This is a genomic window from Moritella sp. PE36, assembly GCF_000170855.1.
Taxonomy (GTDB): Bacteria; Pseudomonadota; Gammaproteobacteria; order Enterobacterales; family Moritellaceae; genus Moritella.
Window position 1 is genome coordinate 20,631 of sequence record NZ_ABCQ01000046.1, and the last position, 15,861, is coordinate 36,491.

The following is a 15,861-nucleotide window of genomic DNA, read 5'->3' on the forward strand; positions in this document are numbered from 1 at the left end:
GGCGCAACGTTGACATAATATACGGTCGGTTTAGGATACTTATCTAAAGTGTATTAGTAAGCTGGACACTCTCCATATACCTGAAGGAGGTTGACCACACAGGCGCGCATTTCCGCCTCAGTAATGTCGCTATTTCGACCGTTTTTTCCGTTGCAATGATAAGAACTACTACGAGTAACTACCGAGTTTTGCAAACCATCAGTCAGTTGGATGAAGTCAGGCGGGCGAGCATCCCGAATACACCCTACTTCTCCGGGAAATATGGCTAACACATCGAATGCCGAAAAACATGGACATGTAACGAGCTCCGGTGAGCCTGTAGCACCAATAGTTAAATTCCATGAGTCCAAACATTTGTTTTTGTTTTTGCCTCGCTCCCCAACCAAGGAGACGGTTAACTTAAAATCGCCGCCAGTATTTGGCACATCGGGTAGTAGGCAATCGATCGCTGTTTCAGAAACAATGCTGCAAATAGGAGTAATGTCTTCCTTCCCCAATTTGACTATCAACATAGTCATATCATTTTCAACGAAGTTCTCCCCTTCTATCATAAAGGCTTCGTCGCCAACGAGTACACTTAAGATGTTAGGAGAATTCTGGCAGCCTCGTTGATACTCATTTGCCCGCGTTTGTTGACTAGTAACGCTTATTAACACGAGCGCGATTATAGCAAAAACCAGTCTTAGCCTAAAACAGGTTCGATTATCTGTTTTATGTTGAAAATTCATAATCTAGGTTCCTTTTTAGAATTTATTACCCCCCGCCAATTACGGGGTTTGTGTATTAAGCCCAATACACTTTCCCTGTTGACTCGGACTGCTTTGCATTTTTTAAAGTGTAGAACGCAAATACACTTAGGTAAATAATGGTTATTTATAAAGGTAATTTAATAATCTTGGGTTAGATAAGTATTAAAACAGAGGGGCGGCGAATGCTTATTTAAGGGTGAAGTTATCCACCTGAAAGAATACGATCCTAACTAGAGCATTTATGGTGTACCGCAATATTACAGTGGTATTCAGTCTGCGCTGTTGAATGAAGATGCCACCCTGTTCCGCCGTAAGTATTACAAGAACGGTGCGCATATGGGGTTTATCTTTTCGATGGCAGATCCCAATTTATCGACCTATGATGAAGATGATTTGAAAGCAGCAATCAAAGATTCTCGCGGTGTAGGTAATTTTCGCAGCTTACTTATTAATAACCGCAGTGGTAAGGCTGACGCAGAGAAGGAAATTAACGAGTATTTACCCGAGGCACTGCATATCGAATTTGCAGTGCCTGAGTATTCCGACTTAACCACTAGGAGTGGAGACTGATGGAAGAACTGATTGTTGTTAACCCTTCATCACATTCCAAATACATCTGGACGATTCGTAAACTGACCTTCACATTTATTATTCATAAATTTATTGTTAATCAATGCTCTTCCTGTAAATTGAACACATAAGTCACAATAGAGATTACTTCCCCGAATCGTTAAATTTATACCTGTAGCTCTAACACAAATTGGAGCTTCTATAACCGAGTTTACTATAATTGATTCGCCAGAAGAGATTACTCCGACAGTACTAGATATGATATGTACATTTTCATAGTACCCTTCCCCTACAGGCCCAATTATAATTTCTAGACCTTGAGAATCCCTCATCACATTTGCATTCGTACTCGTCGTTAACAATGCACTTAGCAGGACAATCCCAAGTGCTATCTTATTTTTCCTTAACATGTTCGCTATCCTTATGTTCTAACAAGCTTTATACAAAAATATGCACAACATCAACTCCAATTTCGGTATATAGATATTATCAAAATTACTATTAATCACAATTAAGTAGTTCTATTAAACGACTTAATGCTAAATATCTATCATAGAAAGTTAAAGCTGCTCGCTTGTAATCTCACATCATGGTTATTCTTCCAAATTGTTTGTTACTTAGTGTCAACTTTGACATTAGCGATCTTTGAATGATCGTTGAGATCCTTTATAGATAAGGCTTGGGCAATATCCACGTGTCCATCTTTGTGTCAAAAACGCAAAAAAATTGCGAAAACGCGGTAGGCGAAGAGGAGCGAATTTATCGTGGGTACGCCCGCACGATTAAATGTTTCTCCCAGCCATCTCGATGTCTATGTATTATAATGAACATCACATACAACTGTGTAAAAGAACAGTTAAATGTCGTGTGATTGACAGGCCAGCATTTGAATTAAGTGGATGTTTATGCGAGTAGTTTTCCCAGATTTCGGCGTTAAAAGCCGTATCCAAAAAACGAATAGAATTTCGAATAGTTACACTGATTTATATTGCAGATTCAGGCATACAGCGAAAAGCTCAAGTCAGTTGCTATGGAGTTAGTGAAAACATTAGCGCCAGAACAGCGCCAAGAATTGCAGTTACAACTTTCTATTTTGTAAAAAATATCGTCATCTATCTGTCAACAGCAAGTCCCTTCCACAATTAGCCAATCCAGCACTCTTTTGGACAGAAATGGCTTAGACCTTGAAATCTAAAAGGTAACGCTTACATTACTTTCCCATACAAAATGCGTTATGTGCCATTTTATGTATGACCAAATTAGTGATACCACTACAGTATGCTTAATAATTACCGTGTGGCCTAAGTGACAATAGTCATAGGACTTGTTCACACAGCAACTATTAAACAATCGTCGCATCAATTTAGCAGTTCGGTTCCGTTGAATTTATAGCTCTTAAGTGTTTCTTCTTCTTCGCCTACTATCTTGCCATCTTTGTCTTTAGTGACATTGATTTTTTTCAACGGGAGTCCAGTGTTCGACTGATAGAAAACCTGGGATATCAGTGTGCCTGCGTCATATACCTGTTCATCAATGATATGGCACGTGTTGTATTCCACACCATTTATATTGATATCTTTGAATCCTACAAAGGTAATTTTTTGTTTGAAATCTATCGTTTCACTCTTTGGCGGAGAACCCAAGGTGTATGCTTCAGAATCATAACTTACAGAAAATCTCTGGATTTCTCCCTCTAGCAAAGAGAACAAGCCTAATTTCATTGAAAGAAGCGTATCGAATTTGATTGTGGTAATTTGAGGTGCATCTATTTGAATGAGTTCACGCTCTGTAAGTTCAACCCAACCTAAAGTAGGCCAAATCAGTAGCTTATCAGTTTGGCTGCCCATTGAGCCTCCATATATCGTCTTCATCTCAATTTGGTTAGCACCATATTTATCAGCAAGCTGCTTGATTTCAATATTTTTTTGAGTAGTACCAACAGTCGTACCGCCCTTATAATTATATTCTACGTAATACTCTCCCACTTGGTAGAGACTCTGACTGAAACATTCATCTGCCGATTTTGCCACATTGTTGACATTTTCGGTCACAGTGGTGGTAGTGCCACTATCGGAACCGCAACCAACAATAGCGGTTATTAACGCACTAACAATTATTATTTTCGAATCTAACATTTTCACTTTGAGGCCTTAAATTATCTTATTTTAAATATTACCAAGTAATACTTATTCTGTTGTTATAACGAATATCCTTATATATATTTATGCATCCGTACGTATTTTTGAATTACGTATGATTTAGATCAATTTTAGCGTGACGATTTACCTTGTGTTTGTAAGTGTGTGTAATTTTTTAATGAGGCGATTGGAACACAAATCAGGCGTATAAGCGTGGTACAGATCAATACTAAACTACCTATAACAGATGCATTAGCTATAAAAAACACTAGAACAGATTTATTTATATTGAATATAAAGGGGATGATCAAACCTCTAACTTATTTGATCAACAAGACCGTTTTCATGAATGGAATCAACCTAACCCACTTGCAGACATGAAGATGCTAAAAACATCAGAACGCGAGCTAAGCTACCTTACTCAGGAACAGAGAACACATCTATTGGCAGATATTCAAAGCAGTCCCATTGCTACACAAATGACACAAATCATTAAAATTTGCCTCACAACTGGCGCACGAATAACAGAAGCAATAGACCTAAAAGGCGCTCAGGTAACAAATCACAAAATCACCTTTATCAATACCAAAGGTAAAAGGAATAGGACGGTATCTCTTTCAGAAGATTTATATAATGAGATATACTAGGACACAGCAGGCAGGTTATTTACGTGTGATTATGGTGTGTTGTATAAATGGCTAAGCCGGTGTATTTCAGATTTACCAAAAGGACAAGCAACTCATATTTTAAGACATACTTTCGCGAGTTATTTTATGATAAACGGGGGCAATATTTTAGTATTACAAAAGATACTTGATCATGTAGATATAAAGAAAACAATGGCATATTCCCACTTTTCCCCATCACATTTACAAGACGCAGTTTTGTTTAATCCGCTTGCCAGCATGAGCAAATAAAGTGGCGATGAAATGGCGGTGAACAATACAAACATGTATATACAGTATTTTTTAATCATACACCGTATATGACCATATTAGAGGCCACTCACACACCATCACATCAACCTATTGACTTTTATTGTTAAAACACTATTAATCAAGCCAATTCTAGGTCTGTCCAGGTGTAATGCCCTTCACTGTTCAGCTCACCGGTTTTAATATCAATGGCTTCTGAAAACAACGGACTATCAAATACAAAGGTATGGAATTCACCATTCTCACCACAAGGATCGATGCCCTCTGGTAAGCTGGCGATAAACGCGTCGTCAAAAACTTTACCGACATAGTCTGCAGATAAACGACGAGGGTCAACACAGGTAACAATCGCTTTCTGGCCACCCGCTAACATATCGTTGGCAAGTTGTTGAGTATCTAGCTCCCACAGAGGAAAAATCGCTTCAATACCAGTACCTTTGAGATTGTTAACACGGTAGTTTTTGATGTCCGCTAAGAACAGATCGCCGTAGGCAAAGTTAACAACTTCACGCTGTTTGGCTTTTTCAACAAACGCATCCATTATCGCTTCGTATTCAATATTGCTACACGGATACGGAATTTCGATAATATCCAGCGGTAAGTTCATTGCCGCGGCCTGACGCTGTAACAATTCAATACGCACAGAATGTACCGCGGTACGTTGATATTGGGCATTGACTGAACAAAAGATACCCACGATCTCGATAGCTGGATCGTTCGCCAATTGCAGACATGTCCACGCAGCATCTTTACCGGTACTCCACGATACTAAGGTCTTTTGTTTTTTCATATAATTTAACTATCCAAGTGCTGAATTTTAGTCATTCGTAATTAAGTTCTTAAGTACTCACCGCTTATTTATAGGCACAATGACGGCAATCATTACCACAACAGCGAGCACGTTTTAAGTGATACCACTCACTAAACACATAACGGCCATCTTCAATGGTAAAATCGATGTTCTCAACTAATTCGGTTTGATGACGATATGGTTCTGCCAGTGCAAAACGCGCTTTGGGTGAACCCGCCGCATCAAGCTGTTTATTGATTTCGACACCGATGACCTTGGCTAAACATGCTTTACACAAACAATCACTCAACGTACCTAATGGCATAATGGCGGGTAAATCTTGACACCAACAACCACCCTGCTCAATTGCCGGGGCAACGCCACAACCAAATTCCGCTTGGCATTCTGAACATTTCTTAGCCACTGGAGCTGACATTGGCTCCACATTCTCTTCAATTTTTACACTTGTTTCATCAACCACTGATTTCGTCATACTTTCAATTTCCAAGTTATACATTCTCACTTTCGTTTGCGTACTGCTGTTGCCATGCTTCGATAATAGCAACAAGTTGATCTAAACCGTCTGTTAAGGCAGCGGGACCAGGTTGTAATATATTTGCTGATTTAACTTCAAATAATTGCTTATTTTTAACTGCGCTGATCGCATCCCACCCTGCTCGGGCAGCAAGCTGTTCAGGCTTAAATTTACGCCCACACCACGAACCAATGATGATGTCAGGATTCGCATCAATCACGATAGTTGGATCAGCAATAATACGGTTCTTCGCTAATGACTCTTTAGCAAGATCAGGGAAACACTCGTCACCACCGGCGATCTCAATCAGCTCTGACACCCATTGAATGCCCGACATGAGAGGATCATTCCACAACTCGAAATAAACTTTAGGACGCTTGCTGTATTTAGCGGCATTGAGTTTAATCCGTTCAATCTTGCTTTCTATCTCTTGTAACCAAATCGCAGCCTTATCACTCGCACCAACCAGACTTGCTAACATCATGATCATGTTAAACACTTCTTCAACCGAGCGCTGATTAAAAATATGCACAGCAACACCCTGTTTGATTAATGCGCCAGCAATATCAGATTGAATATCAGAAAACCCCAATACTAAATCAGGTTTTAAATCGAGGATCTTATCTATCTTTGCAGAGGTAAATGCAGATACTTTCGGATGCGCTTGTCGCGCGTGCGGAGGACGAACAGTATAGCCTGAAATACCAGCAATACGAGACTCTTCGCCCAGTATGTACAGCATTTCTGTGGTTTCTTCTGTTAAACAGACAATCCGTTTCGGGTAGTAGTCCTTCATTTTATTTAATCCGCAATTTGATTCTACTTGCGAAAGTATATCTTGTTTAGTAGAAACTGAATACCCAGCAATTATAAGGTTATAGCACCTTTAATTACTGGGTAGTTTTAATTGCAAGAAGTGTCACGCTGACTATTTATGATTAGCCAATTTAGCTAAGCTTACAGGCCCATCACATAACCAAATGCAATAAAGCCAGCTACCACAGCCATAATCGGTAATTTCAGTGTGCGCAGTGCAAAGAAGCCAATGATAACCGCCGCCATATCAACAGGGCCGGCAATCGCAGAGGTAAATACAGGGTTGTATAACGCTGACATAAGTAGACCAACAACCGCAGCATTGATACCCCATACCGCACCCGCTACTTTCGGCTTAGCCGCGAGCGACTCCCATGCACCATGGAAACCCAATACCAGTAAGAAACCCGGTAAAAAGATAGCAACAGTGGCAATTAACGCGCCCATCAATGGCGAGTTAACCAACAAATCAGCACCTAAGAATGCAGATAACGAGAACATAGGTCCCGGTACAGCTTGCGCTGCTGCATAACCTAATAGAAATCTATCTGTATCAATCGCATCACCTAACGCTTGTTGCAGCATAGGTAATACCACATGGCCGCCACCAAATACTAAGCTACCCGATTGGTAGAAGTCAGCAAAGAGTGTTAACCATGTTGGTGAATTGGTTAATAACGGTAAACCCGCAAACAACACCGCAAAGATCACGAGTGGTAAGTAATTAACCCCGCCTTTCGTGGCTAGCACTGGTGTTGCTTCACTTGGTTTTTTCAGCTGCATACCAATCACGGCCGCTGCGATAAGCACCAGCATTTGCGTTAACAAACTTGGCACCATCAGCAATACCGCAGCCGTTGCCACACAGATAGTGACCGTACTGCGCTCTTTACAGAATCCTTTGTACATATTTAGCGTTGCATCAGCAACAACCACAACCGCTAATAATTTTAATCCGTGGGTAATATTCACTAACCATGTCGCATCTTGTGCCGCGTTGGTTGTTGCTAGAATATAAAGTAATAACACCGAAGGGAATGTAAATGCGATGAACGCGGTAAAACCACCAACAACACCGGCACGACGTAAACCGATGGCAAAACCGATCTGACTCGACCCCGGGCCTGGTAAAAACTGACTTAATGAGATTAATCTTGCATAGCTTTCGCTATCTATCCACTTTAGTTTTTGAACGAATGTTTTCTCGAAATAACCGATATGTGCAGCTGGGCCACCAAAACTGATCCACCCCAATGTAAAAAACTGCCAAAATACTTCTAAAACTTGCTTCATTGCTTCGCCTTCTCTAGCTGTTATGCGCTTCAAATTTACGCACTGTTATTATATTTCAGTTTTATTGCAGTTATATGACAAAAGCAAAGGTTTGCAGCAAGTTATATGGCTATTTATAGCGAAAGCACGAACAAAGTAACAACTCTTGGTTTGTTACAAAAATTAATATCTTAAAAGTTGATAATAAGGGTGTTTTTAACCTGGGATGTAGCAGGTCTCATCGGGATGCGCTTCATAACTCAGTGCCATTCTAGCGACGATATCAGCAGGCACATTATGCGTACTGATGAACTGACCACGGCAGTGAATGATGTGCGGCGTTATATCATAGCTTGCAGCAATGTCTAACAATGCAGTTAACTCCCATAAACGAATGCTGGTATTACTGACAATCACAGATTTTCCTTGGCTTAGCGCGTTACGCATGTTTTGCTGGCAAAATTCATGCGCACGTTTTATTTTACGTCCGTCATAGCAATACTGACCTTGCTTATTGATAAAGTAATGGTCGGCTTCACAGTGCACGGCATCAGGAATCGATTGCATATAATGCTGAGCGAGTGTCGATTTACCCGAACCCGGGATCCCGCGGATAATAAGCAAACAAGGGAAAAATGGTTGTAATGAGAGTACTGGCATAAAGGCGGTGATAACAACGTGTAAAGTATGAAGCGTGTAAGTATAAGGCCTCATTTTATGCATGCAATATTAATTTTCACTCGCCTATGTAGCTATTTGACGAACAACAGTGATGCTGATAACCCCTGACTTGATTAAGTCTTAATCAAACAATAGAATTAGTACTTACTCATAAAAAAATAAGGTTTAGTGATAAACCTTAGTTTTTTTGTTTAATTTTTGTTTAACTTTTTATTTATTTTTTATTTAAAATGGCTCGGAACTATTCCAATCATTTGATAACCAATACATAATCTATTCAGTAATGTGTATTTTTCATTGCCTCTAATAAAATCAATCCAACCAATAAGTGACATCATGAATATTAAATTAATATCAGGCGTGGTAATCGCCGGTCTTGCAGTTAGCTATGCTGGCGGCAAAATCTACATGACAGACAAAGTAGAAAAACAACTTGATGCCAAGATCATCGAAATGCAGCCAATGCTTGATGTTAAATATGGCGATCTCAGTGTTGAACCTATCACCCAAAAAATCCAACTACATAACGTAGTACTTACCCCGGCGGATGGCAGTGGTAACCCGATCACCATCAATGAAATTACAGTGAATGAACTGGATACTTCATCGGAATTCCCAACTGCATTAGATTTTGTACTAAACGGGATCTCAATAAGCATTGATGACATTGAACCACAAACAGCCGATCGGCTTAAGGCACTCGGCTACAGCGATGACCTGCTTATCAGCTTATCAACAAAATATACTTACGTTGATAACGTGATGGATTGGCAGTTTGGTTTAAGCGCACAAGATATGGGTAAAATGGAATATTCGCTTAATATCGCTAACTTCGAATTTGATCCTAAACAGCCATTAACGCTATTATTTTCTTACCCGAACTATCAACTTAACTCGGCTGAATTTACTTATACTGATCAATCACTTGTTAATCGCATGATGAAACAAGAAGCGGAAAATTCGGCGATAAGTGTTGAAGAGTTAAAACAACGTTTATCAGATAAAATAAACGCAATGTTAGCGGCTGATCTTGAAACAAGTAATGAAATGAGTGATGCGGAAGTGAACGTTGCAAAAAATGCAGCAGAAGCGTTTATTAAATTTATTAACGATCCGCAAAGTATCACTATTTCTATTAATCCAGAACAAGCAGTAACATTAGGTGAGATCACCCAAGCTCAAAATGATCCAGCTAAGTTAATCACCTTACTTAACATGGTATTTAAAGCCTAGTATTTAAAGTCTTAGATTGGTATATACCCAAGTTACTTCAAGATGCTATATCAGAGACGAGCAGGGATATCAGAATAAGGCGAAATATGTAGATAATGGTTATTCCATTTTCAAATATTGCAACGCAGTGCTGTTATTTCTGCTCGCCTCCCGTGGGGCAAGCCGAACGAAGGCATCTTCGGCGTTATGAAGTCTTGATTTAGAATAACTAAATCCTCGACTTCATGCCTTGAATATACACTTATTTCGGCTTGCTGATTGTGCATCTTGAAGTAGCTTGGGTATAATAATATAAGTGATGTCAGCTAATTTACAGCTAGCTGACATCATGCTAATCACATAGTTGTGGTAAAATAGCATCAGCTTCAAAATCAAAATCTTCTTTTACCAAGTCATTCGCACATAATTGTTCTCGAACTTGACTCAAACCATTACGAATAATTTGTCGGACTCGTTCGCGGGAAATATCCATTAATTGTGCAATGGCTTGTAAGCTCATAGGATCTTGGCCTTTAAAACCAAAACGTAAGCGAATGATATTCTGGCTGCGCACCGGTAAATATTCTAATAAAGCATCCATATACTCGTAATAGTCGCATTTTTCATAACGAATATCCGGCTGGCAATCAACCTCTGCGGCCACCAAATCTTTTAACGTCGCTAATAAGTTATCACCACTGTGTATCTCTTTATCCAGCGAGCCTTCATTGAAATAGTGACCCAATATATTCAAAACTTTACGGGGCGAAATCTTTAACTCTTGTGCGATCTTAGTAATACCTTCGTTGGTATCAACATCTAGACCGAGCTCAGAAGACGCTTTCAGTATCTGCTTATATACACGGGTAACATGAATGGGGATCCGGATCGTGCGAGAGTGATTCATAATATACTGTTCGATGTTATTCCTTATCCACCAAACTGCATAGGTTGAAAATCGACAGCCACGTTCGGGGTCGAATTTATCGACGGCATGCATTAGCCCCGTATTACCTTCTTGAATGATCTCGGCCCAATCAAGTGAGTAATTCTGGTATTTCTTTGCCACCATCAGCACCAACCTAAGATTAGATTGGATCATCGTATCTCGTGCAGCCTTATCTCCATTTGCTGCAGCAACCGCTGTATCGTATTCTTCCTGTTTAGACAATAACTGACTAAACCGCTGTAGTTCATCAAAATACACGTCAAGTGCGTTGCTGGTAATGTTACTCATTAATCATCCCTGTTTATGACCGAGCTTGATACTAACACACTAAGGTGACAGCTTGTTCCGTTTTGTTTTATTCTAGTTAATATCGCCAAATAAAAAACAAAACAAAGCGTTAACCAATAATATAGTTTATAAATACAGGGCGTGAATATGACTGTAGCGTTGGCTTAGAAGCGCTTAACTACATGATCGTGGGCGATTCGTCATCTCGGTTAGGCGGGCTAGTTCACTATCTATACTGTCGAGGTTATTCTCTAAAGTCAGCGCTAAGATCTGCTGTGCCCAAGTTGCTAGCTGCGGATTTATTTGATAATAGACCCATTGACCTTGGCGTCTGTCGACCACGAGTTTGTGACGACGTAATTGTGCCAAATGACGAGATATTTTAGGCTGACTTTGCTGCAATGCATGCGTTAATTCACACACGCATAACTCACTCTCGTGTTGTATTAATAAAATACTTTTTAGCCTAGTTTCGTCCGCTAAGCATTTGTAAAATTGAATTAAATTCATATTTGAGGTTACATAAAGTGGCACACGTTGCCACTCTATATAAACCTTGTTTAGCTGTCAAACCGTTCTAGCCTGGTCGGCCGTCTACACGGGGCTTAATTAACATTGGCGCATAATGATATGCGAACAATCCAAAAGCAATTAACCAGAATACGATGCTTAAGTTGATGAAAGTAATATAATACTGCATCCAAAATACCGGGCCGATCACGCGTATAATTGCCGCAATAAAAATACTCAAGAAGCCCCAAAACATCGCTTTCGGTTGTTGCAGCGTACGACCGGTATGACCCAGTGAAACTCGAGATATCATCGCTAAAATTAATCCACCCATGCCACCAACAGTAATTAAATGCCACAAATGACTAACAAATGGGACCTCAATAAAGTAACTCATGCCCACAGTGAATAGCCCCATCCAGATGAAGAATATAGCACCATGAATTGACCATAACAGGGGTACACCCAAGGTAATCCAAGGTTTCCAGCGGAACCAACGTATTGCTTGGCAACCACCAGAGAGCAGAAATAAACTACCAAATACAAATGCTGGCACTGTAAATAAGGGCTGAAATAATAACAATGCGGTAATGAGGGCAAGACTACCTGTCGCCAATTTTTCTAACCAAGGTAAGGGTAATACTTTTGCAGTTTTAGTGCCGTTGGCGGTAAACATAGGAACCACACGGCCTGCCATCACCGACATTAAAACGGCCATCAAGGTTACCGAAGCATACGCCGCTTGGCTAACGGTCATATTCACTAATCCTAATTTAGCCAAATGCATTTCGATGTTGGCAACCGTAAATAACACTAATATCGGAACAAAAAATAAATTACGATACTGTTTAATTTTAAACAAAGGTTTGCCTAAAATATAAGCAACCGCAGGAAGAAAACTTAAATCAATCAATATGATAACGTAATCATTTAAGAGTGTTGGCAAAAGTAAGACAACACGTCCTGCCAGCCAAAGTAGAAATAAGCCAAGTAAAGATGACCCAGAAACACCCCGTATCCCGGTCCAATTTTGAATCGCCGTTAACAAGAAACCGGCAACAATAGCGCAACCAAAACCAAATAACATTTCATGAATATGCCACCATAGTCCACCGCCATAAGGTTGGAATGTGATATACCCCGATAACATCGCCCCCCACAATACTAACGCGACCATGCTAAACAAAGCACCAGCTAAGAAGAAAGGACGAAAGCCAAGACGTAACACAGGGAGGATTTGTTGTTCCTCAGCTAAGTCTGTAATTTGCATTGATTTAACCTTTTTAATAATGATTAGTATTCAGTATATAAGGGAACATTGGCTCTGTAATTGACAAAAGGCAAGTACCCTACTTCATCAGTCAGGTATTTGCCTTTATACCCAAGTTACTTCAAGATGCTATATCAGAGACGATCAGGGATATCAGAACAAGGCACAATATGTAGATAATGGTTATTCCATTTTCAAATATTGTAACGCTGTGCTGTTATTCCTGCTCGCCTCCCCTAGGGCAAGCCGAGTGAAGGCATCTTCAGCGTTATGAAGTCTTGATTTAGAATAACTAAATCCTCGACTTCATGCCTTGAATATACGCTTCATTCGGTTTGCTGATTGTGCATCTTGAAGTAGCTTGGGTATATATTGATACAATCAAAATGTGTTAGTAAATAACAGTAACCGCGAGTTCACTCTCGGCATTCCAACGATAATAAACATCGCCGTTTGCTTGGCCAAGTCGAGGACGTTGGCTGACGGTTGTTGATATTTTGCCTTTTGCTATCCACAGTGCCAGCATCGCATCGATTCCGTCCTCGCTAATAGCAAACTTTTTAGCTAGTTCAGCGCGACTGGTTTTGCCGTTAGCAACAAGATGATCTTTCAGACGAGTTAAAATCATAGTGGCCTAGCTCCTGTTGTCGTTTTATTTTATTGCCTTGTTTCTTCAGCAGTGCTACAACTATCAGCATCAATATACTGAAGAAGCCTATCCAGCCCATGCTTGATGCCGGATGCGCAGAAAACTCAACAATTTGATAATACATAGTGGCAACAAAATAGCCTAAGAACATGGTCCAACCGGCAATAAATAGCGCAAATGGACGACCAAATTCACGTACATAAGCGCCCATTGCCGCAGCACAAGGTGTGTATAACAGAATAAACAATAAGAATGCAAAGGCTGCTGCATCAGAGCCAAAACTGTCTTTTAAGTTACCAAAAAGAGTCACATCAACGTCTTGATCGTTTGCAACTGCATCCATGTCGGTCAAATCGCCGACATCAACACCCAGTGGATCGGCATAACTTAAGGCCGCGAGGTTTGCAGGAATAGATAAAACTGCTTCTTCTAAGCTGGCTAATAAGTCAAACTCAGCATCATCTTCCGCGCTTGAATACAAGCTATTCAAGGTGCCAATCACCGCTTCTTTGGCAAAAATACCCGTGATAATACCGACTGTTGCCTGCCAGTTATCGGCTTGAATACCAATCGGTGCAAGTAACGGGGTAGCGACTTGTGCAACTTTCGACAATATCGAGCTTTCAGTCTCTTCGTTACCAAAACTGCCATCTGTCCCTAATGAATTAAAGAAACTTAAGAAGGCGACAACTAACACAATGGTTTTACCGGCCCCAAACACAAAACGTTTTAGTTTTTGCCAAGTGATGATCAACATATTCTGCATTGTTGGTAATTCGTAATCCGGCATTTCCATGATAAAGCTATCACTGCGGCCTGGATATAGACTCCAACGTAATAGCAGCCCGGTGAATACGGCAACTAAAATACCAATCATGTATAAAGCAAAGACAATATTTTGGCCATGTTCAGGGAAGAATGCCGCCGAGAATAACGCATAAACAGGTAATCGCGCACCACACGACATGAACGGTGCCATTGCTGCGGCTAATCGACGCTCACGTTCATGTTCGAGTGTACGTGTAGCCATAATAGCGGGCACATTACAGCCAAAACCAAGTACCAGTGGTACAAATGCTTTACCCGGTAAGCCAATACGTTGCATTACCTTATCCAATACAAACGCGGCACGCGCCATATAACCCGAGCTTTCAAGTAATGACAAGAATAAATATAAACAACCAATCACCGGAATGAAAGTCGCAACGGTTTGAATACCACCACCAATACCATTCGCAATAATAGTGACCAACCAGACAGGTAATATCCCATCAAGCAGATAATGCCCCCCATCAACCAGTACACTACCAAAGCTAATATCAAAGAAATCAATGAATGCGCCGCCGATATTAATCGAGAACATAAACATCAGATACATCACAACAAAGAAGAACGGGATACCAATGTATTTATGCAATACCACTTGGTCGACTTTATCACTGAATGAGCGGCTTAACTTGCCTTCCTGACGACGTACTTTATTACATAACTGGTGTAGGAAGGTGTAACGTACATTGGCAATATGGAAATCGGTTTCGATTGACTCCGCCACTTTATTTTTAACCTCTGACACCTGGATAAGGATATCAAGGCTTAGCAAATCACTCACCAAACTGTCATTTTCTAATGCGCGTACAGCCAGCGATCTTGGCTCTACATCATGCTCATAAAAATGAATATCTAATTCGCTGATCGCTGATTCGATCTCTGGACCATAATTCATCACCAGCGGTGTTATTTTCACGCCTTTCTGCACTAATGAATGCAAGTCTTGCTTAAACTCATTAACTTCATTTTTAGCATTGGCAGACAAGGCTAAAACCGGACAACCAAGAGCCTTTTCTAACTTTTTAATATCTAAGACTTGGCGTTGACGCGCGAGCACGTCCATCTTGTTTAACACCACAACCATAGGACGGCCTAACTCACGTAATTGCAGCGTCATATATAAGCTGCGCTCTAGACATGAAGCATCAACCACATTTATGATCAGGTCTGCAGCATGATTTAACGCCGCTTTCGAGGCTATCATTTCATCAACACTGTTGACTTCATTACTGCTATCCAGCGCATAGATGCCCGGTAAGTCCGTTAATAAGAACTCATCACCGGCATGACCATAACGGCCGGTTTTTTTATCAACCGTCACGCCGGCCCAGTTACCAACACGTTGGTTAGCGCCTGTTAGCGCATTAAATAAGGTGGTTTTACCGCTATTCGGATTACCAATCGTTAGGATCTGGTACAACATTAAACAACCTCGACTTCAATTTGTTGCGCCAGTTGCTTACGAATAGCAACAGAAACACCGCGAACTGATATTTGTAAAGGATCACCCATAGGCGCACGACGAATCAGCGTCACTGTAGTCTTAGGTAATATGCCCATAACCATTAACTTCTTGCGTGTGTCAGCTGGTAAACCTGACATGTCGGTAATTTTGGCGACAGCCCCATCGTTTAATAACGCTAACTTCATATCTACACCTAATCCTAAT

General features: G+C 40.5%; 17 protein-coding genes and 1 pseudogene. 4 read left to right on the plus strand and 14 right to left on the minus strand.

The window, feature by feature from the left end:
- Window positions 1-53: 53 nt before the first annotated feature.
- Window positions 54-728, minus strand: coding sequence for an IPT/TIG domain-containing protein (locus PE36_RS18600; RefSeq protein WP_006033616.1), 675 nt, complete (start codon window positions 726-728; stop codon window positions 54-56).
- 216 nt (window positions 729-944) lie between these two features.
- On the opposite strand from PE36_RS18600, the pseudogene PE36_RS24160 reads away from it, so the two are divergent.
- Window positions 945-1,319: pseudogene (locus tag PE36_RS24160) on the plus strand (hypothetical protein); the annotation flags it as partial.
- 29 nt (window positions 1,320-1,348) lie between these two features.
- On the opposite strand, the gene PE36_RS18610 reads toward PE36_RS24160, so the two are convergent.
- Together PE36_RS18610 and PE36_RS18615 are read right to left on the minus strand one after the other, a co-directional pair.
- The gene (locus PE36_RS18610) at window positions 1,349-1,729 is read right to left on the minus strand and encodes a hypothetical protein (RefSeq protein WP_006033618.1); all 381 of its coding nucleotides are present in this window, start codon (window positions 1,727-1,729) and stop codon (window positions 1,349-1,351) included.
- A 948-nt stretch (window positions 1,730-2,677) separates the two neighbouring features.
- Window positions 2,678-3,460: a hypothetical protein gene (locus PE36_RS18615; protein ID WP_043994798.1), complete on the minus strand. Its 783-nt coding sequence runs from the start codon at window positions 3,458-3,460 to the stop codon at window positions 2,678-2,680.
- 380 nt (window positions 3,461-3,840) lie between these two features.
- Between PE36_RS18615 and PE36_RS24915 the strand changes: the two genes are divergently transcribed.
- Both PE36_RS24915 and PE36_RS24880 read left to right on the plus strand, forming a co-directional pair.
- Window positions 3,841-4,104, plus strand: a complete 264-nt coding sequence (locus PE36_RS24915) for a tyrosine-type recombinase/integrase (RefSeq protein WP_198138633.1) — start codon at window positions 3,841-3,843, stop codon at window positions 4,102-4,104.
- Window positions 4,105-4,140: 36 nt separating this feature from the next.
- Entirely contained in the window at window positions 4,141-4,374 is a 234-nt protein-coding gene (locus PE36_RS24880) for a tyrosine-type recombinase/integrase (protein WP_083798026.1), read from the plus strand.
- A gap of 139 nt (window positions 4,375-4,513) precedes the next feature.
- Here the strand turns inward: PE36_RS24880 and PE36_RS18625 are convergent, their stop codons facing one another.
- The 5 genes from PE36_RS18625 to PE36_RS18645 all read right to left on the minus strand — a co-directional run bounded on the left by PE36_RS18625 (window position 4,514) and on the right by PE36_RS18645 (window position 8,519).
- Window positions 4,514-5,182 (minus strand): ATPase, encoded by a 669-nt coding sequence (locus tag PE36_RS18625; protein ID WP_006033622.1) that lies wholly within the window; start codon window positions 5,180-5,182, stop codon window positions 4,514-4,516.
- 64 nt (window positions 5,183-5,246) lie between these two features.
- A complete protein-coding gene (locus PE36_RS18630) occupies window positions 5,247-5,675 on the minus strand; it encodes a DUF5522 domain-containing protein (RefSeq protein ID WP_232286613.1) in 429 nt (142 codons plus the stop codon).
- Between the two features lie 16 nt (window positions 5,676-5,691).
- Complete coding sequence (locus PE36_RS18635; RefSeq protein WP_006033624.1) at window positions 5,692-6,513, minus strand: cobalamin-binding protein; 822 nt, start codon at window positions 6,511-6,513, stop codon at window positions 5,692-5,694.
- A 161-nt stretch (window positions 6,514-6,674) separates the two neighbouring features.
- Window positions 6,675-7,826 carry a chromate efflux transporter gene (chrA, locus tag PE36_RS18640; protein ID WP_006033625.1) on the minus strand — a complete coding sequence of 384 codons (1,152 nt, stop codon included), beginning with the start codon at window positions 7,824-7,826 and terminating at the stop codon, window positions 6,675-6,677.
- 195 nt (window positions 7,827-8,021) lie between these two features.
- Window positions 8,022-8,519, minus strand: coding sequence for an AAA family ATPase (locus PE36_RS18645; RefSeq protein WP_232286614.1), 498 nt, complete (start codon window positions 8,517-8,519; stop codon window positions 8,022-8,024).
- Between the two features lie 303 nt (window positions 8,520-8,822).
- Here PE36_RS18645 and PE36_RS18650 point away from each other — a divergent pair, with 303 nt between their 5' ends.
- The gene (locus tag PE36_RS18650) at window positions 8,823-9,719 is read left to right on the plus strand and encodes a hypothetical protein (RefSeq protein WP_006033627.1); all 897 of its coding nucleotides are present in this window, start codon (window positions 8,823-8,825) and stop codon (window positions 9,717-9,719) included.
- Window positions 9,720-10,050: 331 nt separating this feature from the next.
- Here the strand turns inward: PE36_RS18650 and PE36_RS18655 are convergent, their stop codons facing one another.
- The 6 genes from PE36_RS18655 to PE36_RS18680 all read right to left on the minus strand — a co-directional run.
- Window positions 10,051-10,935, minus strand: a complete 885-nt coding sequence (locus tag PE36_RS18655; RefSeq protein WP_006033628.1) for an RNA polymerase sigma factor RpoD/SigA — start codon at window positions 10,933-10,935, stop codon at window positions 10,051-10,053.
- Window positions 10,936-11,109: 174 nt separating this feature from the next.
- Complete coding sequence (locus PE36_RS18660) at window positions 11,110-11,445, minus strand: metalloregulator ArsR/SmtB family transcription factor (protein ID WP_006033629.1); 336 nt, start codon at window positions 11,443-11,445, stop codon at window positions 11,110-11,112.
- Window positions 11,446-11,512: 67 nt separating this feature from the next.
- Window positions 11,513-12,715: an NnrS family protein gene (locus PE36_RS18665; RefSeq protein ID WP_006033630.1), complete on the minus strand. Its 1,203-nt coding sequence runs from the start codon at window positions 12,713-12,715 to the stop codon at window positions 11,513-11,515.
- Between the two features lie 391 nt (window positions 12,716-13,106).
- A complete protein-coding gene (locus PE36_RS18670; RefSeq protein ID WP_006033631.1) occupies window positions 13,107-13,343 on the minus strand; it encodes a FeoC-like transcriptional regulator in 237 nt (78 codons plus the stop codon).
- A complete protein-coding gene (gene feoB / locus PE36_RS18675; RefSeq protein ID WP_006033632.1) occupies window positions 13,306-15,615 on the minus strand; it encodes a Fe(2+) transporter permease subunit FeoB in 2,310 nt (769 codons plus the stop codon). Before feoB ends, PE36_RS18670 begins: the two co-directional genes overlap by 38 nt.
- On the minus strand, window positions 15,615-15,861 hold a 247-nt coding region (locus PE36_RS18680), incomplete at its 5' end, for a FeoA family protein (RefSeq protein WP_232286615.1). The genes feoB and PE36_RS18680, both read right to left, overlap by 1 nt.

Bases quoted from the DNA above. Each gene is read 5' to 3' on its own strand.
- chrA (WP_006033625.1), bottom strand. From the start codon at position 7,826: ATGAAGCAAGTTTTAGAAGTATTTTGGCAGTTTTTTACATTGGGGTGG.
- PE36_RS18655 (WP_006033628.1), bottom strand. From the start codon at position 10,935: ATGAGTAACATTACCAGCAACGCACTTGACGTGTATTTTGATGAACTA.
- feoB (WP_006033632.1), bottom strand. From the start codon at position 15,615: ATGTTGTACCAGATCCTAACGATTGGTAATCCGAATAGCGGTAAAACC.
- PE36_RS18610 (WP_006033618.1), bottom strand. From the start codon at position 1,729: ATGTTAAGGAAAAATAAGATAGCACTTGGGATTGTCCTGCTAAGTGCA.
- PE36_RS18650 (WP_006033627.1), top strand. From the start codon at position 8,823: ATGAATATTAAATTAATATCAGGCGTGGTAATCGCCGGTCTTGCAGTT.
- PE36_RS18625 (WP_006033622.1), bottom strand. From the start codon at position 5,182: ATGAAAAAACAAAAGACCTTAGTATCGTGGAGTACCGGTAAAGATGCT.
- PE36_RS18665 (WP_006033630.1), bottom strand. From the start codon at position 12,715: ATGCAAATTACAGACTTAGCTGAGGAACAACAAATCCTCCCTGTGTTA.
- PE36_RS18600 (WP_006033616.1), bottom strand. From the start codon at position 728: ATGAATTTTCAACATAAAACAGATAATCGAACCTGTTTTAGGCTAAGA.
- PE36_RS18635 (WP_006033624.1), bottom strand. From the start codon at position 6,513: ATGAAGGACTACTACCCGAAACGGATTGTCTGTTTAACAGAAGAAACC.
- PE36_RS18645 (WP_232286614.1), bottom strand. From the start codon at position 8,519: ATGAGGCCTTATACTTACACGCTTCATACTTTACACGTTGTTATCACC.
- PE36_RS18630 (WP_232286613.1), bottom strand. From the start codon at position 5,675: ATGACGAAATCAGTGGTTGATGAAACAAGTGTAAAAATTGAAGAGAAT.
- PE36_RS18670 (WP_006033631.1), bottom strand. From the start codon at position 13,343: ATGATTTTAACTCGTCTGAAAGATCATCTTGTTGCTAACGGCAAAACC.
- PE36_RS18660 (WP_006033629.1), bottom strand. From the start codon at position 11,445: ATGAATTTAATTCAATTTTACAAATGCTTAGCGGACGAAACTAGGCTA.
- PE36_RS24915 (WP_198138633.1), top strand. From the start codon at position 3,841: ATGCTAAAAACATCAGAACGCGAGCTAAGCTACCTTACTCAGGAACAG.